The sequence below is a fragment of the Delftia sp. WY8 genome, from assembly GCF_018437695.1.
GTDB classification, from domain to species: domain Bacteria; phylum Pseudomonadota; class Gammaproteobacteria; order Burkholderiales; family Burkholderiaceae_C; genus Comamonas; species Comamonas tsuruhatensis.
In genome coordinates this window covers 2,672,917-2,692,254 of the sequence record NZ_CP049795.1, presented here as the reverse complement: position 1 = coordinate 2,692,254, position 19,338 = coordinate 2,672,917, and the positions used below count along the sequence as shown (strand labels likewise).

The 19,338-nt window shown below is 66.7% G+C and carries 20 protein-coding genes; 16 read left to right on the top strand and 4 right to left on the bottom strand.

Annotation, left to right across the window (positions count from 1 at the left end; all coding sequences use genetic code 11):
* Window positions 1-5: 5 nt before the first annotated feature.
* Complete coding sequence (locus G4D77_RS12445; protein WP_034365104.1) at window positions 6-1,181, bottom strand: TFIIB-type zinc ribbon-containing protein; 1,176 nt, start codon at window positions 1,179-1,181, stop codon at window positions 6-8.
* A 73-nt stretch (window positions 1,182-1,254) separates the two neighbouring features.
* A complete protein-coding gene (locus G4D77_RS12440; protein WP_154835812.1) occupies window positions 1,255-2,367 on the bottom strand; it encodes an SPFH and helix-turn-helix domain-containing protein in 1,113 nt (370 codons plus the stop codon).
* Window positions 2,368-2,725: 358 nt separating this feature from the next.
* Between G4D77_RS12440 and glyQ the strand changes: the two genes are divergently transcribed.
* From glyQ to G4D77_RS12410, 6 genes are all read left to right on the top strand, one after another.
* Window positions 2,726-3,664: a glycine--tRNA ligase subunit alpha gene (gene glyQ / locus G4D77_RS12435; protein ID WP_016446477.1), complete on the top strand. Its 939-nt coding sequence runs from the start codon at window positions 2,726-2,728 to the stop codon at window positions 3,662-3,664.
* A 34-nt stretch (window positions 3,665-3,698) separates the two neighbouring features.
* Window positions 3,699-5,810, top strand: coding sequence for a glycine--tRNA ligase subunit beta (glyS, locus tag G4D77_RS12430; RefSeq protein WP_154835810.1), 2,112 nt, complete (start codon window positions 3,699-3,701; stop codon window positions 5,808-5,810).
* A gap of 181 nt (window positions 5,811-5,991) precedes the next feature.
* Window positions 5,992-6,561 (top strand): D-glycero-alpha-D-manno-heptose-1,7-bisphosphate 7-phosphatase, encoded by a 570-nt coding sequence (locus tag G4D77_RS12425; protein WP_016446475.1) that lies wholly within the window; start codon window positions 5,992-5,994, stop codon window positions 6,559-6,561.
* Between the two features lie 150 nt (window positions 6,562-6,711).
* Window positions 6,712-7,452 (top strand): lysophospholipid acyltransferase family protein, encoded by a 741-nt coding sequence (locus tag G4D77_RS12420; RefSeq protein ID WP_016446474.1) that lies wholly within the window; start codon window positions 6,712-6,714, stop codon window positions 7,450-7,452.
* A gap of 13 nt (window positions 7,453-7,465) precedes the next feature.
* Complete coding sequence (locus G4D77_RS12415; protein WP_016446473.1) at window positions 7,466-8,386, top strand: M48 family metallopeptidase; 921 nt, start codon at window positions 7,466-7,468, stop codon at window positions 8,384-8,386.
* A 90-nt stretch (window positions 8,387-8,476) separates the two neighbouring features.
* Window positions 8,477-8,917 (top strand): rhodanese-like domain-containing protein, encoded by a 441-nt coding sequence (locus tag G4D77_RS12410; RefSeq protein ID WP_154835808.1) that lies wholly within the window; start codon window positions 8,477-8,479, stop codon window positions 8,915-8,917.
* A gap of 22 nt (window positions 8,918-8,939) precedes the next feature.
* On the opposite strand, the gene G4D77_RS12405 is transcribed toward G4D77_RS12410, so the two are convergent.
* Window positions 8,940-9,875 carry a LysR family transcriptional regulator gene (locus G4D77_RS12405; RefSeq protein ID WP_016451833.1) on the bottom strand — a complete coding sequence of 312 codons (936 nt, stop codon included), beginning with the start codon at window positions 9,873-9,875 and terminating at the stop codon, window positions 8,940-8,942.
* A gap of 105 nt (window positions 9,876-9,980) precedes the next feature.
* Here G4D77_RS12405 and G4D77_RS12400 point away from each other — a divergent pair, with 105 nt between their 5' ends.
* Both G4D77_RS12400 and G4D77_RS12395 read left to right on the top strand, forming a co-directional pair.
* Window positions 9,981-10,955 carry a Bug family tripartite tricarboxylate transporter substrate binding protein gene (locus G4D77_RS12400; protein WP_016446471.1) on the top strand — a complete coding sequence of 325 codons (975 nt, stop codon included), beginning with the start codon at window positions 9,981-9,983 and terminating at the stop codon, window positions 10,953-10,955.
* A gap of 1 nt (window position 10,956) precedes the next feature.
* Window positions 10,957-11,715, top strand: a complete 759-nt coding sequence (locus tag G4D77_RS12395; protein ID WP_154835806.1) for a maleate cis-trans isomerase family protein — start codon at window positions 10,957-10,959, stop codon at window positions 11,713-11,715.
* A gap of 169 nt (window positions 11,716-11,884) precedes the next feature.
* Here the strand turns inward: G4D77_RS12395 and lysM are convergent, their stop codons facing one another.
* Window positions 11,885-12,355 (bottom strand): peptidoglycan-binding protein LysM, encoded by a 471-nt coding sequence (gene lysM, locus G4D77_RS12390; RefSeq protein WP_016446469.1) that lies wholly within the window; start codon window positions 12,353-12,355, stop codon window positions 11,885-11,887.
* Window positions 12,356-12,540: 185 nt separating this feature from the next.
* Between lysM and G4D77_RS12385 the strand changes: the two genes are divergently transcribed.
* The 8 genes from G4D77_RS12385 to G4D77_RS12350 all read left to right on the top strand — a co-directional run bounded on the left by G4D77_RS12385 (window position 12,541) and on the right by G4D77_RS12350 (window position 19,295).
* On the top strand, window positions 12,541-13,353 hold the full coding sequence (locus G4D77_RS12385; RefSeq protein ID WP_016446468.1) for a type III pantothenate kinase: 813 nt from the start codon (window positions 12,541-12,543) through the stop codon (window positions 13,351-13,353).
* 199 nt (window positions 13,354-13,552) lie between these two features.
* Window positions 13,553-15,259 carry a type II secretion system ATPase GspE gene (gspE, locus tag G4D77_RS12380; RefSeq protein WP_016446467.1) on the top strand — a complete coding sequence of 569 codons (1,707 nt, stop codon included), beginning with the start codon at window positions 13,553-13,555 and terminating at the stop codon, window positions 15,257-15,259.
* Entirely contained in the window at window positions 15,252-16,469 is a 1,218-nt protein-coding gene (locus G4D77_RS12375) for a type II secretion system F family protein (RefSeq protein ID WP_016446466.1), read from the top strand. The genes gspE and G4D77_RS12375 overlap by 8 nt, the downstream gene beginning before the upstream one ends.
* A gap of 32 nt (window positions 16,470-16,501) precedes the next feature.
* Window positions 16,502-16,942, top strand: coding sequence for a type II secretion system major pseudopilin GspG (gene gspG, locus G4D77_RS12370; protein WP_017405949.1), 441 nt, complete (start codon window positions 16,502-16,504; stop codon window positions 16,940-16,942).
* Window positions 16,943-16,994: 52 nt separating this feature from the next.
* Complete coding sequence (locus G4D77_RS12365) at window positions 16,995-17,441, top strand: GspH/FimT family pseudopilin (RefSeq protein ID WP_046240069.1); 447 nt, start codon at window positions 16,995-16,997, stop codon at window positions 17,439-17,441.
* A gap of 38 nt (window positions 17,442-17,479) precedes the next feature.
* On the top strand, window positions 17,480-17,845 hold the full coding sequence (locus G4D77_RS12360; protein WP_154835805.1) for a type II secretion system protein: 366 nt from the start codon (window positions 17,480-17,482) through the stop codon (window positions 17,843-17,845).
* Window positions 17,842-18,498: a prepilin-type N-terminal cleavage/methylation domain-containing protein gene (locus tag G4D77_RS12355; protein ID WP_154835803.1), complete on the top strand. Its 657-nt coding sequence runs from the start codon at window positions 17,842-17,844 to the stop codon at window positions 18,496-18,498. The genes G4D77_RS12360 and G4D77_RS12355 overlap by 4 nt, the downstream gene beginning before the upstream one ends.
* A gap of 5 nt (window positions 18,499-18,503) precedes the next feature.
* A complete protein-coding gene (locus G4D77_RS12350) occupies window positions 18,504-19,295 on the top strand; it encodes a general secretion pathway protein GspK (protein ID WP_154835801.1) in 792 nt (263 codons plus the stop codon).
* Window positions 19,296-19,338: the final 43 nt, after the last annotated feature.

Genomic DNA, 19,338 nt, shown 5'->3' with positions numbered 1-19,338 from the left:
CTGGCCTACTGTCCGAACATCACCCACAGCAGCGCCAGCACCATGATCGTGGCCAGCACGGCCAGCGTGATCTTGAGGGCGCTGTAGGGGCGCTCGCCCGCGATCTGGCCCGTGTAGCCGTTGGCGATGATCTGAAAGGTCCTGCTGCCGTAGGTGTAGCCCACCAGCCAGACCGGCACGAGGATGTGCTTGAAGGTGCGGCCCTGGTACTCGCGCTGCATCTGCAGGTTGCGGTAGGTGTCGCCGGGCACCTGGCGCGCGCACAGGGCGCGCAGCTGCTCGTCCATGTCCTGCACGTTGACCTGGGCGGCCTTGCCCAGGTCGATCTGGTAGCGCTCCACCGTCCAGCCGCGCACGAACTCGGGCGTGTAGGGCTTGAGGTCGGTGGTGGTGGGGAAGGGCTCCACCTGGCGCAGCAGGTTGGCGTGCACGCCCACGGTGCCGGGCACCAGCTCGTCGTCGAAGAAATGGGCGAGGCTGCCCGAGGCCGGCTCCCAGCGCACATGGCGCACCTGGCGCGTCTGCACGTTGCCGTTGCTGTCGCGGTAGGACTCGGTGGTGTAGTAGTAGAAGCCCGCCTCGGCCTGCCAGTCGGCGCTGGCGTGGGCGTCGAAGGTCCAGTAGGGCAGGTAGACGCCGTGCAGCGTGTCGGTCAGCGCGGCGGATTTCAGGCGGTTGGGCGCGAACCAGCGGCTGCCGTACCACTGGCGTATGCGGTCGCGGATCTGGCCGTCGCTGATCTTGAAGGGCAGGATGCTCTGCGGCGTGATGGCATCGCCCTGGCCCTCGTGGGCCACGATGGAGGGCGAGCCGCAGAAGTCGCAGCGCTGGGCCACGGTGCGGTTCACGAAGACCGAGATCGCACGGCAGTTCTGGCACTGGACCTCGTAGCGGTCCTCCGTGCCCCAGCCCCGGCCGGACTTGGGGTTGCGCAGCGCCTCGGCCAGGTCCTGCTCGACCACATCGCGGCCCAGTTCCTCGCGCGTTTCCTCGCTCCAGGGCACCGTGGTGCCGCAGTACGGGCACTTGAGCGCCTGGGCCTGGGCATTCCATTCGAGGTTGGCGCCGCATTCGGGGCAGGGGTGCTTGCGCACCATGGCCGGCGCGGCGGCAGCGGCCTCCCAGGAACCGGAGGCGGGGGAAGTCGAGGTGCTGGAGGAACTGGAGGAGGGCGCGCTCACGGCATCGGTCCTGGAAAACGGGACGCGGCGCCAGGCAGGGCCTGGCGCCGCAAGGGGTCAAACCACGGAAATGTCAGCCGCGCAGGAACTCATCGAGTGCGGCTTGCGCAATGCGCCACTGGCTGCCGATCTGGCGCGCCTTGAGGTTGCCGGCCTGGATCTCGGCCAGCACATCGGCCTCGCTCACACCCAGCACCTGGGCCGCCTGCGCCGGGGTCAGCACCTGCAGGCCACCGGCGGCGGGCGCTGCCGGCGCCTGGGCTGCCTGGGCGGCGGCAGGCGAGAACGGGTCGGAGGCCTGGCCGGCCGGTGCGCCGCCGGCGCCGCCGCCGTTTTGCATGCTCTTCATCATCTCCTGCGCCATGCCGAAGCCCATGGCCATGGTGGCGGGCAGGGTGGCTGCGGCAGCGCCTTCGCCGCCCGTGGTCATGGTCTGGCCCATCTGGTACTTGACGTAGTCGTTGAGGTTGCCGATGGCCGTCATGCTGGAGCGCTTGTCGATGGCCTGCTCCACCTCGGGCGGCACGGACACGTTCTCCAGCACGAAGCTGGTGATCTCCAGGCCGTACTTGTCCGTCATGGCCGGGTTGATCAGCGGCAGCAGCGCATCGCCCAGCTCGCCATAGCGCTGGGCCACGTCCAGCACGGGCACCCGGGCCTTGGCCAGCGACTCGGTGAACACGCTGATGATGCGCGAGCGCATGGTGTCGGCGAACTCGTCGATGCGGAAGTTCTGGTCCGTGCCCGCCACTTCCTTGAGGAACTTGGCCGGCTCGACGATGCGGAAGTCATAGGTGCCGAAGGCGCGCAGGCGCACGGCGCCGAAGTCCTGGTCGCGCACCATCACGGGGTTGGAGGTGCCCCACTTGTTGCCCGTGAACAGCCGCGTGTTGATGAAGTAGACATCGCACTTGAACGGCGAGTTGAAGCCGTACTTCCAGCCCTGGATGGTGGACAGGATGGGAATGTTCTGCGTGGTCAGCGTGTGCTTGCCGGGGCTGAACAGGTCGGCGTACTGGCCGGCCGAGACGAACTGCACCTGCTGCGACTCGCGCACGATGAGCTGGGCGCCGTTCTTGATTTCCTTGTCGTCGTCGGGCCAGCGGTAGGAGAGCGTGTCGCGCGAGTCATCGGTCCACTCGATGATCTCTATCAGTTGCTTGGTGATGATGTTCATCAGGTTCATGGCAGGCTCCGGGGCGGTGGTGGTCCACGACAAAAAAGGTCAATGGGCCATTCTAGGCGGCGTGCATGGCGGCGTGGCGAACGGCCACCGGCCGCTGCCCCGGTGAATTGTCAAAAAATGATCCGGATGCGTCGTGCAAGGCGGGCTTTCGGGGCTTCGCGCGCCACGGCCTTTGCCGGCATGTGTCGCCTGCTCCGTTTTTTGATGCAGATCGCCCTGTGGAGCGTCTGCCGTGGGGCCGCAGGCCCGCGCCACGGCGCAGGGCCGGGCGGCGCCTTAAAATCGTCGTTTGCGCGGCGCGAGCCGCCTCTCATTCACCGGCGCGGCCCCGGCCTGCGTGCGACGCCTGAAACAAGTCATGCTCACTTTCCAACAAATCATCCTCAAGCTGCAGTCCTACTGGGCCGACCAGGGCTGCGCGCTGCTCCAGCCCTATGACATGGAAGTGGGCGCGGGCACCTCGCATACCGCCACCTTCCTGCGCGCCCTGGGCCCCGAGCCCTGGAAGGCCGCCTACGTGCAGCCCAGCCGCCGCCCCAAGGACGGCCGCTACGGCGACAACCCCAACCGCCTGCAGCACTACTACCAGTTCCAGGTCGTGCTCAAGCCCGCGCCCGACAACATCCTGGAGCTGTACCTGGGCTCGCTCGAGGCCCTGGGCTTCGATCTCAAGAAGAACGACATCCGCTTTGTCGAGGACGACTGGGAAAACCCCACGCTGGGCGCCTGGGGCCTGGGCTGGGAAGTCTGGCTCAACGGCATGGAGGTGACCCAGTTCACCTACTTCCAGCAGGTCGGCGGCATCGACTGCAAGCCCGCCACCGGCGAGATCACCTATGGCCTGGAGCGCCTGGCCATGTACCTGCAGGGCGTGGACAACGTCTACAACCTGACCTGGACCGACGGCCTGAGCTACGGCGACGTCTACCACCAGAACGAGGTGGAGCAGTCCACCTACAACTTCGAGCACTCGGACGCCGACTTCCTGTTCACCGCCTTCAGCGCCCACGAAAAGCAGGCCAACCACCTGATCGGCGAACAGCTGGCGCTGCCGGCCTACGAGCAGGTGCTCAAGGCCGCCCACACCTTCAACCTGCTCGATGCGCGCGGCGCCATCAGCGTGACGGAGCGTGCCGCCTACATCGGCCGCATCCGCAACCTGGCCCGCGCCGTGGCCAAGGCCTATATGGACAGCCGTGCGCGCCTGGGCTTCCCCATGGCGCCCAAGGCCCATGCCGACGAAGTGCTGGCCGAGCTGGCCAAGGCCGCCGAACAACAGGGCAAGAAGGCCGCCTGAGGCGGACACCGCTGCACCGAGAGAACACCAGACCATGAACGCATCGAATCTTCTTGTTGAACTGTTTGTCGAAGAGCTGCCCCCGAAGGCGCTGCAAAAGCTGGGCGACGCCTTTGCCGGCGTGCTGTTCGAGCAGCTCAAGGCCCAGGGCCTGCTGGCCTCCAGCGAAGCGCGCCTGACGGCCTATGCCTCGCCGCGCCGCCTGGCCGCCCACATCACCGAAGTGCTGCCCCAGGCCGAGGACAAGGCCGTGTCGCAAAAGCTCATGCCCGTCTCCGTGGGCCTGGACGCCGACGGCAAGCCCACGCCCGCACTGATCAAGAAGCTGGCCGCCCTGGGCGCCGGCGAAGAAGCCGTTGCCAGCCTGACCCGCCAGGGCGAAGGCAAGGCCGAAGCCCTGTTCCACGCCTCCACCGTGCGCGGCGTGATGCTGGCCGACGGCGTGCAAAAGGCGCTGGACGAAGCCATTGCCCGGCTGCCCATCCCCAAGGTCATGCGCTACCAACTGGCCGACGGCTGGAGCAGCGTCCATTTCGTGCGCCCGGCCCACGGCCTGGTGGTGCTGCACGGCACCGAGGTGCTGATCGGCGTCAAGGCCCTGGGCCTGACGGCCGGCACGGCCACGCATGGCCACCGCTTCGAGGCGGCGGTCGATCCCGTGGTCATCCGCTCCGCCGATGACTACGCCGCGCAGCTGCGCGAGGAAGGCGCCGTCATCGCCAGCTTCGCCGAGCGCCGTGCCGAGATCGCGCGCCAGCTGCAGGCCGCTGCCGAGCGCGTGGGCGGCGGTGTCCGTCCCATCGAGGACGAGGCCCTGCTGGACGAAGTCACGGCCCTGGTCGAGCGCCCCAATGTGCTGGTCTGCGAGTTCGAGAAGGAATTCCTCGACGTGCCGCAGGAATGCCTGATCCTCACCATGAAGGCCAACCAGAAGTACTTCCCGCTGCTGGACGCCGCCGGCAAGCTGACCCACCAGTTCCTGGTGGTCAGCAACATCAGCCCCCAGGATGCCAGCGCCGTCATCGGCGGCAACGAACGCGTGGTGCGCCCGCGTCTGGCCGACGCCAAGTTCTTCTTCGACCAGGACCGCAAGAAGACCCTGGCCTCGCGCGTGGACGGGCTGGGCAAGGTGGTCTACCACAACAAGCTCGGCACCCAGGGCGAGCGCGTGGAGCGCGTGCGCTCCATCGCCAAGAGCATTGCCCGCCAGCTGGGCGACACGGGCCTGGCCCAGCAGGCCGACCTGGCCGCGCAACTGGCCAAGACCGACCTCGTGACCGACATGGTGGGCGAGTTTCCCGAACTGCAGGGCACCATGGGCCGCTACTACGCGCTCAACGACGGCCTGGACGTGGCCGTGGCCGATGCCATCGAGGACCACTACAAGCCCCGCTTTGCGGGCGACGAACTGCCGCGCGGCAACGCCGGCGTGGTCGTGGCCCTGGCCGACAAGCTGGAAACCCTGGTCGGCATGTTCGGCATCGGCAACCTGCCCACGGGCGACCGCGACCCCTTCGCGCTGCGCCGCCACGCCCTGGGCGTGATCCGCATGCTGGTCGAGAAGGACCTGGCGCTGGACCTGGAAACCCTGCTGGTCAGCGTGCTGCCCGCCTTCGGCGACAAGATCGAGGACGCCACGCCCCAGCTGGCCGATTTCATCTACGACCGCCTGGCCGGCAACCTGCGCGAGCAGGGTTTCTCGGCCCAGGAAGTGGACTCGGTGCTGGCCCTGCGCCCGCAGCGCCTGTCCGACGTGCAAAAGCGCCTGGAAGCCGTGCGCGCCTTCGGCGAGCTGCCCGAGGCACCGGCCCTGGCCGCCGCCAACAAGCGCGTGGGCAACATCCTCAAGAAGGCCGACCAGGCCGTGCAGGCCCAGGTCGACGCGGCCGTGCTGGCCGAGGTGGCAGAGAAGGACCTGTACGCAGCCCTGCAATCGGTGGCGCCCAAGGCGCAGCAGCAGTTTGCTGCCGGCGACTACACGGCCAGCCTGCAGACTCTGGCCGCGCTGCGCGCCCCGGTCGATGCCTTCTTCGAGCATGTGATGGTCAACGCCGAAGACCGGGCGCTCAAGGCCAACCGCCTGGGCCTGCTGGCCACGTTGCACGAAGCCATGAACCGCGTGGCGGACCTTTCGCGACTGGCGTGAATGGAGCACCCCCTGAGGCGCTTCGCGCCTTCCCCCCGTGGCACGGCGCCTCTCTACTTGCTTCGCAAGGGAGGGGGACGACACCCTCGGTGCGGGGCGGCGCGGCCGGCCTAGGCCCTTCCTCGGTGTCCCTCGTCTTGGGACGCGCGCAATTGAGTTCTGACATTCTTGGGACCCGACCATGAAAATTGCGATCCTGGACCGTGACGGAACCCTCAACCAGATCGGTGAAGAGGGGTTCATCGGCTCGGCCGAGGCCTGGAAGGCCCAGCGCGGTGCGCTGGAAGCCGTGGCGCGCCTGAACCGGGCGGGCTGGCATGTGGTGGTCGCCACCAACCAGCCAGGCCTGGGCCGGGGCCTGTTCGACGTGACCGAGCTCAATGCCGTGCACGCGCGCATGCATCGCGAAATGGCGGCGGCAGGCGCGCGCGTCGATGCGGTTTTCTACTGCCCCCATGCCCCGGACGAGGAATGCCATTGCCGCAAGCCCGGCACGGCGCTGTTCGAGCAGATTGCCGAGCGCTTCGGCGTCGAGGGGCAGCAGCTGTGGGTCATAGGTTCCTGCGTGGCCCACCTGCAGGCCGGAGCGGCCATGGGCGCACGCCTGCACCTGGTCTGCACGGGCGCCAGCGCCGGAGTGTCTCTGGACGGCGAACTTCCGCCCGGATTGCCTGCCGGCACCCGGCGCCATGCCAGCCTGGCCGCGCTGGCCGATGCGCTGGTTCCGGCAGATGCCGCACCGGCTCCCTGAACGCCTGAACGCCCGAACAGCGCTTTGTCCATGCGCCGCCGGCCTGCTGTCCTGCGCACAATGCTATCTTTGTGAATTCCGATTCCTGAGGGCGCAAGGCCCGGGCCAGCCGCCCGGCCGCTGCGCCGCTTTCTGCACCACACTGCCGCCATGTCCCTGATCCGCTCCACCCTCCACATGCTCTGGATGGGCATCACCGTGATCCCCTACACCCTGGCCGTGCTGCTCACGCGCTGGCTGGGCGGCGGGCCGCGCCGCGTCTATGCCGTGGCGCGCGCCTGGCTCAAGCTGTCGGTGGACAGCGCCCGCGTGATCATGGGCGTGCGCCACCGCGTGCAGGGCATGGAGAACCTGCCCACCGACCCCAAGCAGGGCGTGGTGCTGCTGGTCAAGCACCAGTCCACCTACGAAACCTTCCTCATGCCGGCGATCATGCCGCGCCCGCTGGCCTATGTGTTCAAGAAGGAACTGCTCATGGTGCCCTTCTTCGGCTGGTCCATCGGCAGCATGGACATGATCCATATCGACCGAAAGCACGGGTCGCGCGCATTCCACAAGGTCGTGGAGCAGGGCCGGCGCCTGCTGGCCCAGGGCACCTGGGTCATCATGTTCCCCGAAGGCACGCGCATCCCGCGCGGCGAACGCGGCGAGTACAAGACCGGCGCCACGCGCCTGGCCATCATGACCGGCGTGCCCGTGGTGCCCATTGCCGTCACCTCGGCCAAGTGCTGGCCGCGCAAGGCCTTCATCAAGACGCCGGGCGTGGTCGATGTCTCCATCGGCAAGCCCATCCCTTCCGTGGGCCGCAAGCACGAGGAGCTGATGGTGGAAGTCGAAAACTGGATCGAATCCGAGATGCAGCGCCTCGACCCCGAGGCCTACCGCGCCTGAGGCAGGAATCGGCATGGCGGACACGGCACAGCGTTCCTGGGATTGGTTGGTGCCGCCCGCCGCGGAAAGACAGGACGGCGGGCTGAGGCCGCGCCGTGAGCGATCCGCTCAACCCGAAGCGCCGCAGGCTTTGCCTGCACCTGCACCCACCCCGCCCGCCGGCTCCGTGCACAGTTCCTTCGTTCATCCGCAAGCCAACCAGCAGGCGGTTCTCCAGGGGCAGGTGCTGCACTTTCGGTTGCAGCGGTCGCGCCGGCGCACCATAGGCTTCACCATCGGCACGCAGGGGCTGGTGGTCAGCGCGCCCGCATGGGTGAGCATGACGGCCATCGGGCAGGCACTGGATGCGAAGTCGGGCTGGATACTGCGCAAGCTTCAGGAGGCCGGACAGCGCCAGCGGGCCCAGCAGTCGGCACGCATCCGGTGGGAGCACGGCGGCCAGATCGACTATCTGGGGCGTCCCCTGGCACTGCTTCTCACCGGTGGCGAAGCCCAGCCGCTGCGCACCCGCCAGGTCCACCGCGAACAGGCGGCCGACGGCAGCCAGTCCCTGCACCTGCCCCTGGCGCCAGACGCATCGGCTGCCGAGGTGCGTGCCTGCGTGCAGGCCTGGATGCTGCGCGAGGCCCGCTCCTGGTTCACGGCCAGCCTGCAGCGCCATGCGCCGCTGCTGGGCGTGCAATGGACCAGCCTGCGCCTGACCAGCGCGCGCACGCGCTGGGGCAGCGCCAACACCGCAGGGGCCATCCGCCTGAACTGGCGGCTCATGCAGCACACGCCCGAGGTCATCGACTACGTGGTCGTGCACGAGCTGTCCCACCTGCGCCACATGGACCACAGCCCGCGCTTCTGGGCCACGGTGGCCAGCGTGATGCCGGGCTGGGAGGCGCAGCGCCAGGTGCTGCGCGACAGGCTGCTGCCGCCCTGGGAATAGGCGATCCGGGCACCGGCGAGGCGGCGCCAGTCGGGCTGGACGGTTATTCTTGCCGGGCACACAACCGCGTCCTATCAAGAAAGCCCATCCATGTCCGCAAACGCTCCCGTTCCCGCAGCCATTCCCCTGGCCGTCCAGCCCGCACAGGGCTATGCAGGCGACATTCCTCCCGAACTTGCCTGGCAATGGCTGCAATCCGGTGAAGCCGCGCTGGTGGACGTGCGCACCGATGCCGAGCGCGAGTGGGTGGGCCGCGTACCCGGCGCCGTGGCCGTGGCCTGGAAGCAGTGGCCGTCCATGGCCATGAACCCCGATTTCGACAGCCAGCTGCGCGCCGCCGTGCCTGAGGGCGGCAAGGTGGTCCTGCTGTGCCGCAGCGGCGTGCGCTCGGTGGCCGCTGCCCAGCGCGCAGCGCAACTGGGCATCGAGGCCTACAACATCCTCGAAGGCTTTGAGGGCGATGTGGACGCCAACAGCCAGCGCGGCCATGTCGGCGGCTGGCGCCTGCGCGGCCTGCCCTGGCGCCAGTAAGCCGGCGCCGACCTGGCGTCGCTCAGCGCTGCGGCTGCGCGAACCCCAGCGCCGCCGCCCGGGCGGCCACCATGTCCACCAGGGCCTGGGCCGGTCCCGACAGCGTGGCCTGCGAGCGCATGGCCAGCAACAGCCGGCGCCGTGTGTTGAGCGCCCCCAGCGGGCGCAGCCGCAGTGCCCGCGCGGCCAGGTGCGGCGCGGTGGCCGCGCGCGGCAGGATGGCCAGGCCCAGACCCACCGAGACCATGTGGCACATGGCATCGAAGCTGCGCACCTGGATGCGGATCCGCACCGGCCGGTTGATGGACTCGGCCTCAGCGGCAATGCGCCGCATCAGCGAGGTGGAGCGGGCCAGGCTCACGAAGTCGTGGTCCAGCACGGTGGCCAGGGGCACGGGGGAGTCGTCGTCCGTGTCCAGCGCATGGCCGCGCGGCATGACCAGCACCAGTTCGTCCACATCGCAGACCTGGGTGCTCAGCCCTTCCAGTGGCGTGTTCTCGCCAATGATGGCCAGTTCGGCCACGCCGCTGAGCACGGCCCGCACGGATTCCTCGCTCAGCGCGTCCTCCAGGTCCACCGAGACACCTGGGTGGGAGGCCATGAAGTCGGCCAGCAGCCGCGGCAGAAAGCCTGCGAACGCCGAGTTGTTGGCCCACAGGCGCAACTGGCCTGTGGCGCCGCTGCGAAAGTCGTCCATGGCCAGGGCCAGATGCTCCAGCCGGGCCACCACGTCCACGGCATGGTGGTACATGCTCTGGCCGGCGGGCGTGGGCGTGACGCCGCGCTTGCTGCGCACCAGCAGGGTCACGCCGCAGTGCTGCTCCAGCTCGGCCACGCGCTTGCTGGCGGCTGCCAGTGACAGCCCCAGCGTGCGCGAGCCGGCCGTCAGGCTGCCGGCATCGACCACGGCCACATACAGGCGCAGTGTCAGCAGATCGAAGCGGTGGAGGTTGATCATTCCCATCCTCCACCAGAGACGAAGGATGGATCAACGAGATACGGCTTTTCGACCGCGAGCAGGCCCGCAAGAATGCGCCGGTACAAAGAGAACATGGAGACAAGCATGAATCGACGCATTGTGCTGCAGGCCGCCGGCCTGGCAGCGGCCGCCCTGCTGGGCGCAGGAACCGTCCAGGCCCAGGCCTTTCCAGCCAAGTCCATCACCCTCGTGGTCCCCAATCCGCCCGGAGGCGTGGTGGACACGGCGGCACGCCTGGCGTCCGATCCGATGTCGCGCCTGCTGGGGCAGTCGGTCGTGGTGGACAACCGGGGCGGGGCCAGCGGCAACATTGCCTACCAGATGGTGGCCAGGGCACCCAAGGACGGCTACACGCTGCTGGCTTCGTATTCGGCCTACCACGTGGGCAATCCGGCGCTGTTTCCCAAGCTGCCCTGGGCCCAGTCCGAGCTGGTGCCCGTGGGACTGATCGTGGCCGCCACCAATGTGATCGCCGTCCATCCTTCGGTGCCGGCGAACAGTCTGCAGGAATTCATTGCCTACCTGCGCAAGAACCCGGGCAAGGTCAACTATGCGTCGCAGGGCAATGGCTCGCTGTCGCACGTGGGCACGGCCGTGTTCGCCCAGGTGACCCAGACCCAGATCACGCATGTGCCCTACAAGGGGTCCGGCCCGGCCATCCAGGACGTGCTGGGCGGTCAGGTGCAGATGTTCATCACCACGCCGCCTTCGGTGCTGGGCCATGTGCAGACGGGCAAGCTCAGGGCCCTGGCCGTGACCAGCAAGACGCGCCATCCCATGCTGCCCGATGTGCCCACCACCGCAGAAGCGGGCCTGCCGGGCTTCGAGCTGGAGGCCTGGGTCGGCCTGTTCGCGCCTGCGGGCACACCGCCCGACGCCATCGCCAGGCTGTCGGACGCGCTCAAGACCTCCCTGGAGTCGCCTGACGTGCAAAAGCGCGCGGCCCTGCAGGGCGTGGAGCCGCGATTCCTCGGCCCGCAGGCGCTGGCCGCCCTGGTCCAGCGCGAGACGGACCACTGGGGCAAGGTCATCAAGGCCAACCACATCACGATGGATTGACATGACAGCCAAAAACCATTTCCGTATCGGGCAGATCGTGCCCAGCTCCAACACCACGATGGAGACCGAGATCCCCGCCATCCTGCGGGCCCGCGAGGCCCTGGCGCCCGAGCGTTTCACCTTTCACTCCAGCCGCATGCGCATGAAGCATGTGACCAAGGAGGAGCTGGCTGCCATGGACGGCGACAGCGACCGCTGCGCGCTGGAACTGTCGGATGCGCGTGTCGATGTGCTCGGCTATGCCTGCCTGGTGGCCATCATGAGCATGGGGCGCGGCTACCACCGTGTCTCCGAGACGCGCCTGCACCAGCGCACCGTGGACAACGGCGGCCCCGCGCCTGTGGTCACCAGCGCCGGCGCCCTGGTCGATGGCCTGCACGCCATCGGCGCGAAGAAGGTGGCGCTGCTGGCGCCCTATATGAAGCCGCTGACGCAGCTGGTCATCGACTACATAGAGAACGAAGGCATCGAAGTGGTGGACAGCATCTCGCTGGAGATTGCCGACAACCTGCAGGTGGGCGCCCAGGATGCGCGCGCACCCATCGAGATCACGCGGCGCCTGAACACGGCCAATGCCGACGCGGTCATCGCCTCGGCCTGCGTGCAGATGCCCTCGCTGGCCTCGGTGCAGCCCATCGAGGACCGCGTGGGCCTGCCGGTACTGTCTTCCTCGGTGGCCACGACGTTCATGATGCTCAAGCGCCTGGGCTTGCCGACAGCCGTTCCGCGATTCGGTGCGCTGTTGAGCGGTAAATACTGAATCTTTCATTGAGAAAGGCCGCTATTGCGGCCTTTCTCGGAGCGGGGTAGGTCTAATTCGCGGCATCCAGAACTGGCATGAGCCAGGTCAGAGACACCGAGCAAGGGCCGCCCCGCCGCGAGGGTGTCGTCCCCCTCAGGGGGAAGCGGCGACGCCGCTCAGGGGGGGCTTAGATTGCCGGAATGCGCAGCTTCTGGCCGGGGTAGATCTTGTCGGGGTGGCTCAGCATGGGCTTGTTGGCCTCGAAGATCACCGGGTACTTATTGGCATCGCCATAGAACTTCTTGGCAATGGCCGACAGCGTGTCGCCGCGCACCACGTCGTGGTACTGGGCTTCGGGCTCGGGGTTGGTCACCGTCATCTGGTTGTCCACGGACTGCACGCTGGAGACGTTGCCGCAGCACAGCGTCACCTTTTCCTTGGCCGCCTGGGTAGGTGCCGTGCCCAGCACCGTGACCTTGCCCTGCGAGCCGTCGAACTGCACCTTCACGTCACTGACGCCCAGGTTCTGCGTGCCGATATAGGTCTCGATGGCCTTGGCCGCCTTGGCATTCAGGTCTTGCGCAGGCTCGGCTGCCTGTGCGGCGCTGCCGCCGAACAGCTTTTCGCCGGCTTCCTTGATGAAACTGAAAAGTCCCATGGGTGACTCCTGTTGGTGGGTGGAAAAACGGAAAGGCCAATGTAACGCCTAACAGTGGCAGCGCGCGCTGCCGGGCAGGAGCGCTCCCGGATTTTTGACATTTGCGCCATTCTTGCGTTCACGTCCTCACTCAGTTGTCGTCCATGGCTGACGCTATCCTCCGGAAAACTCCGATAATCCCGCCCATGACTTTTTTGGCCATAGACATCGGCAACACCCGCTTGAAATGGGCGATGTACGACGCGCATCGGCCTGGCGCTGCCCTGTTGGCGCACGGCGCCGAGTTCCTTGAGCACATCGAGCACCTGGCCGAAGGGCCGTGGAGCGACCTGCCCACGCCCACGCGCATGCTGGGCTGCGTGGTGGCTGGCGACACGGCGCGACGGCGCGTGCACGACCAGATCGACATGATGCTGGGCTGGGATTTCGAGCCGCAGTGGGCCGTGCCCAGCGCAGCCGAGGCCGGCGTCACCAATGGCTACGATTTTCCGTCGCGCCTGGGTGCGGACCGCTGGGTGGCCATGATCGGTGCGCGCCAGCACATCCTGCAGCGCGGCCCCGAGCGGCCCCTGATCGTGGTCATGGTCGGCACGGCCGTCACCGTGGACGCGCTGGACCAGCATGGCCACTTCATGGGCGGGCTGATTCTTCCGGGCCACGGCATCATGCTGCGCGCCCTGGAAAGCGGCACGGCCGGCCTGCATGTGCCCACGGGCGCGGTCACGCCATTTCCCACCAACACCAGCGACGCCCTGACCAGCGGCGGCACCTACGCCATCGCCGGTGCCGTGGAGCGCATGTACCAGCATCTCTACATGCACTGCAGCATGGAGCCTGCCTGCGTCATGGCCGGCGGCGCCGGCTGGAAGATGGTGCCCAGCATGACGCGGCCTTTCGAACTGGTGGACAACCTCATCTTCGAGGGGCTGCTGGTCATGGCCCAGCGCCGTTGGGGTGATGCCAGCGGCCTGCCCGCGGAGGCGGTGAAGGCGGCTTGAAGCCGCCTTGAACCACCTGACAACGCCTGGAACCGCCTGAGGCCACTTTTCATCGTGCAGCGCAGCATCGCGCCGCACGATTGCGCACGTAACAGTTGATGACGGGAAGGCGGCGCCCCTGGGTGTCGCATGCAATGCCTTTGGCGGGGGATGCGGCGACAGTGGATAATCCGCGGCAATGTCTTCCACCAATCACCTCATGGAACCGATTGCCGCTGTCGAAGCCCCGATCAAGGGGCGGCTGGGCGAACGCCTCCTTTCCGCCGGCAAGCTGAACGAGCGCGATCTGCAAAACGCCCTGCAGGCGCAGCAGGAGTTGGGCGGCTACCTGGGCCAGGTGCTGGTACAGCTGGGTGTGGTGGCGGAAACCGACGTGGCCCAGGCGCTGGCCGAGCAGCTGCAGATGCGCTGGCTGCGTGCGGAAGAGTTTCCCGACCTGCTGCCCGACGTGCCGGGCCTGCTGGCCAGCTTTCTGGATGCGCAGTGCGTCTGCCCCATTTCACTGCAGGACGGCGTGCTCGAAGTGGCCATGTCCGTGCCTCAGGACCCCTTCATCACCAAGGCGCTGCGCCTGGCCACGGGGCTGCAGATCAAGCCCGTGCTGGCGCTGGAGGCCGACATCCGCAAGGCACTGTCCGAAGCAGGCCAGGAACCCGAAGGGGAAGAAGGCCAGGACTGGGAATCGGACGCCACGGGTGGCGACTTCGTCGAACATCTGAAGGACCTGGCCAGCGAGGCGCCCGTCATCCGCCTGGTCACAGGCATCATTTCCCGCGCCATCGAGCTGCACGCCTCCGACATCCACCTCGAGCCCTTTGAAGCCGGCCTGCAGGTGCGCTACCGCATGGACGGCGTGATCCACGCGGCCGAACTCGTGCCGCCCCGGCTGAGCGCGGCCGTCGGCTCGCGCGTCAAGCTGCTAGCCCATCTGGACATTGCCGAGCGCCGCCTGCCGCAGGACGGCCGCATCAAGACCCGCGCCAAGGGCCGCGAACTGGACCTGCGCGTCTCCACCGCGCCCACGGTGCATGGCGAGAGCATCGTCATGCGGGTGCTGGACCGCGCCAGCGTGAGGTTGCGTCTGGAAAGCATGGGCTTCGAGGCGGACACGCTCGAGAAATTCAACACGCTGCTGGCCAAGCCGCACGGCATTGTGCTGGTCACGGGCCCCACGGGCTCTGGCAAGACCACCACGCTGTATGCAGCCCTGTCCAAGATCGACGCGGTTTCCAACAAGATCATCACCGTCGAGGACCCGGTCGAATACCAGCTCGACGGCATCAACCAGATCCAGGTCCATCCCCAGATCGACCTGACCTTCGCCAACGCCCTGCGCTCCATCCTGCGCCAGGACCCGGACATCATCATGATCGGCGAAATGCGTGACGGAGAAACCGCGCAGATCGCCGTGCAGTCCGCCCTGACAGGTCACCTGGTGCTGTCCACGCTGCACACCAACACCGCCGCAGGCGCCGTCACCCGCATGCGCGACATGGGGGTGGAGAGCTACTTGATCACCTCCTCGGTCAACGGCGTGCTGGCCCAGCGGCTGGTGCGCACGCTGTGCTCGCGCTGCAAGCAGCCCGACACACTGCCGACGGCCGCCATCGAGGGCAGCGGCCTCAAGCGCTTTCTGCGCGAGGGCTCGCCCATCTACCGCGCCGTCGGCTGCGAGCACTGCCGCGGCACGGGCTACAAGGGGCGTACCGGCATCCACGAACTCATGGTCATCGACGAGCCGCTGCGCCGCGCCATCATCGAAGGCCAGGATGCCAACGCCCTGCATGCCATGGCCGCCAAGAGCGGCATGCTGAGCCTCTATGACGACGGCCTGCGCAAGGTGGCCTCGGGCGTCACCACGCTCGACGAAGTGCTGCGCGTGACCCAGGACCAGAGCGATGCCTGATTACAGCTGGGAGGCCGTGGACAGCCGCGGTCAGATGGTCAAGGGCACTTTTTCCGCTGCGGCCGTGGCCGAGGTGGTGGTGCACCTGCGCAAGAGCCGCCTGTCGCCCATCAAGGTCGAGGAAGCCGCAAGCCTGGGCAATGTGCCGCTGGCGGCGCGTGCGCTCAAGAAAGGCCGCATCAAGGCCGACGACATCCAGGGCATGACCACCGAACTGGCCATCATGATGCGTGCCGGCCTGTCGCTGGACAATGCGCTCAAGGTCCTGGTGGAGATGAGCCACAAGGTGCAGATGCAGGCCATGCTCCAGTCCGTGCTCGACAGCGTCAAGGCCGGCATGCCGCTGAGCCAGGCGCTGGGCAAGCACCATGACCTGTTCGGCGACTTCTATATCAACATGGTGCGCTCGGGCGAGGCCAGCGGCCAGATGTCGGGTGTGCTCAACCGGCTGGTGGAACACATGGCGCGCCAGCGTGCCCTGCGCGACAGCGTGGTCTCGGCCACCATCTATCCGGCCATCCTGCTGGGCGTGGCCGTGCTGTCCCTGGTGGCCATGCTGGGCTTCGTGGTCCCGCAGTTCGAGCAGCTCTTCAACGACATGGGCGACGCGCTGCCCCTTCCCACGCAGTTCGTGATGGGGCTGGGCCATGCGTTTCGCAGCTACGGCTGGGCGGTGTTCATCGTGCTGGGCGCGCTGGGCTGGGCCTTTTCCCGCTGGGCCAAGAGCCCCAAGGGCCGCCAGACCTGGCAATCGTGGCTGCTGGGCCTGCCGGGCCTGGGTGGCGTGGTGCGCAAGTACCAGCTCACCTTGTTCAGCCGATCGCTGGGCACGCTGCTGGGCAACGGCGTCACGCTGCTGACCGCACTGCGCATTGCCAGCGACACGGTCTCCAACGTCGCCATCCGCGAGCGCCTGGAAAAAATGGGTCCCATGGTCAAGGAAGGCCATCGCATGGCCCATGCTGCCCAGAAAACCGGAGAATTCGAGCCCCTGGCCCTGAATCTGGTGCGGGTGGGCGAGGAAACCGGCCGCCTGGGCGACATGATGCTGGAGCTGTCCAACATATTGAACCGCGAGGTCGAAAACGCGATCAAACGCCTCCTGACCATGCTGGAGCCGGCGCTGATCTTGGTCCTCGGTATCCTTATCGCCTCCATCATCGTGTCGATCCTGCTCGGAATCCTGTCCGTCAACGATCTGGCCGTCTGATGAATCTGAATTGTCTGAAAGGTATGTAGAAGATGATGCGCATGCAAAAGCAACTGTCCTCCCGCGCCCGCAAGCGTGGCTTCACGCTGATCGAACTGCTGGTCGTGCTGGCCATCCTGACCCTGCTGGCCGGCCTGGTCGGCCCCAAGGTGCTGAACCAGTTGGGCGGAGCCAAGACCAAGACGGCCGGCGTGCAGATTGCCGACATCGAAAAGGCGCTGGAGCTGTACAAGCTCGACGTGGGCCGCTATCCCACCTCGCAGCAAGGCCTGGATGCGCTGGTCAAGCAGCCCGCTGGCGTCGCCGGCTGGGCAGGCCCTTACCTGAAGGGTGGCGTGCCGAATGATCCCTGGAACAACCCTTACCGCTACACCTACCCGGCTGCCAATGGCGACCTGGAAATCCTCTCGCTGGGTTCCGACGGCACACCTGGTGGCGAGGGCGAGGCCTCCGATATCCGCAACACCAAGTAAGTTGCTGGTCTGACGCCGTAGTGCAACGCTGCCTCCGTGCCGGGAATATGTCTTGAAGCGCGCCCATGGTTTCACGCTGATCGAGTTGCTGGTGGTCTTCGGCATCCTTGCCGCCATCATCGGCATCGTGCCGCCTGCCATGGGCAAGCTGCGCGATGCCGTGGACTATAGGCAGACGGTGCAGGACGTGACGGCCCTGCTGCGCAAGGCGCGCCAGCAGGCCACGTTGCAGGGCATGCCCGTGGCATTTGCGGTCAATACGAATAGTCGGCAGTACGGCATCGCCGGCCAGGCCACGGCCAAGCTGCCCGACAGCCTGACGGTGCAACTGACCACGGCAGCCGGCATGGCCCTGCCTGACGGCAGCCAGACCATCGTCTTCCTGCCCGAGGGCGGTGCCACGGGCGGCAGCATTTCGCTCGCCCGCGCGCAAAGCGGCAGCGGCGTGCGTCTGCGTGTGGACTGGCTGTCCGGCCAAGTCACCAAAGAGGCCCTGTAGTGCGTCGGCGCGCTGGAGCCCGCACCCGGGTGCGGGGCATGACCTTGCTGGAGCTGTTGGTGGCGTTGACCATCATGGCTATCTCGGTTGCGATGATCTATCGCGCCGTGGGTGGATCGGCGCGTGGCGTCGCAAAGCTCGAACAAGCTCAGGGGGCAGCCCTGCTGGCAGATTCGTTGATGGATGCATTTCCAATGGTTGACGCTGCCGGAGTGCAAACATCTGGGCAGGACGGCCCTTATGCCTGGCAAGTGGCCTCGGCACCATTTCCTGTCAGCGATTTACCAGAGAGAGCGGTGCCATTGCATACCTTGCGCATCACCATCACGGCGGAGGGGCGCAGTTGGCTGTATGAAACCCTGCGTCCCCAGCGGCCTTTGCAGCCAGGTGAGGTGACGCGATGAAGGCGCGCCAGCAAGGCTTCACTCTGGTCGAGCTTCTGGTCGCCATGGTTCTGCTGTCCATGCTCACGCTGGGCCTGGCATCGGTGATGTCCACGGTATCGCAGACGCAGGAGCGTGTCGATGCGCGCCTTGATCGAATGGACCATCTGCGCGTGTCCGTTGGTTTTCTGCGCTCGGTCATGGGTCAGGCCTCGGGTGTAAGGCGGCTGGCAGGCATTCGCAAGCAGGGGGAAAGCGAGCTGTTCTTCCAGGGCGGGCCCCAGGGAATGCGCTGGCTGGGCATCATGCCTGCACGCTTCGGTGCGGGCGGGCGCACCCATTTTCAACTGTCTGTCGAAGGCGATGCGCTGGTGCTGCGCTTCGCACCATGGCAGGGCCAGGATGTCGAGCCTGACTGGGCCCAAAGCCAGTCTTATGTGCTTGATCGTGGCGTCACTGCTTTTGCCTTGCGTTACCAGAACGCCCGGTTGGGTGTGGCACATTGGCAGCCGCAATGGGGCCCCGAGAAGGACAACGACAAGGAACTGCCATCTGCCGTACAGATCGAGGTGCAGACGGATCGTGGCCCATGGCCACTGACAATCATTGCCATGCGTACGCCTGCGGGGTCGAATCCCGCAAGTTCCGGTAGGGCTGTGCTGGGAGGAGGCTAGTTCTGATGAGATTCGACAGTGCGAAGCCTCTGCGGGAGCGGTTGAACGAGCGTGGCATGGCGCTGGTGCTTGTACTGTGGATTGTGGCGGCCATGGCCATTTTCGCCAATAGCCTTGGGGGTGTCGTGCGCAGGGAGGCTGCAATAGCCGGGGTGGCACGCCAGACTACGGAATCGCGAGCCATTGGCGAGGCCGCCATTTATCAGCTTTTACAGCGCATGGCGCTCAAACCCATGGATGTCCGTGAGTTTACGGTGGTGCCCGTGCCAGTGGCGGGCAGGATAATAGATGTCGCCATCACCCCCTGGAGTGGTTTGGTCAACATCAACGATGCTCCCCCCGCGCTTTTGTCGCGTCTCTTGTCCCGGGCCGCAGGCATGGACGGTGGGGCAGCCGATGCTTTGGCGCAGGCCATTGTTCAGGCCCGGCTGGTGTCGGGTGGAACACGGCCATTGCGGCCAGCCTGGGATGCTCCAGAAGACCTGTTGCAGGTGCCTGGCATGACTTATGGAGTTCTTGCCAGCATCCGGGACTTTATCGTCGCGGACTCTGATGGTCGGGGCAGTGTCAATCCGGCGGCCTCACCAGAATCCATGCGGCCGTGGCTGGAGGAGGGAGGCGTCACACTGCAGCAAGGTATTGCCAGCTCCCGGTTTTCATTCATTGCCAAGGTGCCCTTTGATGGAGCGGGCGATGCCTTGGTCGTGCGCCAAGTGGATTTGGCTGGCGGAGGCCGGCCGGGAAATCTGCCATGGGTCCTTCTCTCGGCCTCCCAGGCCTGGAGGGGGCGCATATAGCGCCTTATTTGCCAAGAAAGGAAGAATTTCGACATGGCACAAC

What these genes read in the sequence shown, in the direction of transcription:
- G4D77_RS12360 (WP_154835805.1), top strand. Translation starts at nt 17,480, where the DNA reads ATGACCTTGCTGGAGCTGTTGGTGGCGTTGACCATCATGGCTATCTCG.
- G4D77_RS12400 (WP_016446471.1), top strand. Translation starts at nt 9,981, where the DNA reads ATGAATCGACGCATTGTGCTGCAGGCCGCCGGCCTGGCAGCGGCCGCC.
- glyS (WP_154835810.1), top strand. Translation starts at nt 3,699, where the DNA reads ATGAACGCATCGAATCTTCTTGTTGAACTGTTTGTCGAAGAGCTGCCC.
- lysM (WP_016446469.1), bottom strand. Translation starts at nt 12,355, where the DNA reads ATGGGACTTTTCAGTTTCATCAAGGAAGCCGGCGAAAAGCTGTTCGGC.
- G4D77_RS12350 (WP_154835801.1), top strand. Translation starts at nt 18,504, where the DNA reads ATGAGATTCGACAGTGCGAAGCCTCTGCGGGAGCGGTTGAACGAGCGT.
- glyQ (WP_016446477.1), top strand. Translation starts at nt 2,726, where the DNA reads ATGCTCACTTTCCAACAAATCATCCTCAAGCTGCAGTCCTACTGGGCC.
- G4D77_RS12395 (WP_154835806.1), top strand. Translation starts at nt 10,957, where the DNA reads ATGACAGCCAAAAACCATTTCCGTATCGGGCAGATCGTGCCCAGCTCC.
- G4D77_RS12425 (WP_016446475.1), top strand. Translation starts at nt 5,992, where the DNA reads ATGAAAATTGCGATCCTGGACCGTGACGGAACCCTCAACCAGATCGGT.
- G4D77_RS12415 (WP_016446473.1), top strand. Translation starts at nt 7,466, where the DNA reads ATGGCGGACACGGCACAGCGTTCCTGGGATTGGTTGGTGCCGCCCGCC.
- G4D77_RS12405 (WP_016451833.1), bottom strand. Translation starts at nt 9,875, where the DNA reads ATGATCAACCTCCACCGCTTCGATCTGCTGACACTGCGCCTGTATGTG.
- G4D77_RS12440 (WP_154835812.1), bottom strand. Translation starts at nt 2,367, where the DNA reads ATGAACCTGATGAACATCATCACCAAGCAACTGATAGAGATCATCGAG.
- gspE (WP_016446467.1), top strand. Translation starts at nt 13,553, where the DNA reads ATGGAACCGATTGCCGCTGTCGAAGCCCCGATCAAGGGGCGGCTGGGC.
- G4D77_RS12420 (WP_016446474.1), top strand. Translation starts at nt 6,712, where the DNA reads ATGTCCCTGATCCGCTCCACCCTCCACATGCTCTGGATGGGCATCACC.
- G4D77_RS12355 (WP_154835803.1), top strand. Translation starts at nt 17,842, where the DNA reads ATGAAGGCGCGCCAGCAAGGCTTCACTCTGGTCGAGCTTCTGGTCGCC.
- G4D77_RS12385 (WP_016446468.1), top strand. Translation starts at nt 12,541, where the DNA reads ATGACTTTTTTGGCCATAGACATCGGCAACACCCGCTTGAAATGGGCG.
- G4D77_RS12375 (WP_016446466.1), top strand. Translation starts at nt 15,252, where the DNA reads ATGCCTGATTACAGCTGGGAGGCCGTGGACAGCCGCGGTCAGATGGTC.
- gspG (WP_017405949.1), top strand. Translation starts at nt 16,502, where the DNA reads ATGATGCGCATGCAAAAGCAACTGTCCTCCCGCGCCCGCAAGCGTGGC.
- G4D77_RS12410 (WP_154835808.1), top strand. Translation starts at nt 8,477, where the DNA reads ATGTCCGCAAACGCTCCCGTTCCCGCAGCCATTCCCCTGGCCGTCCAG.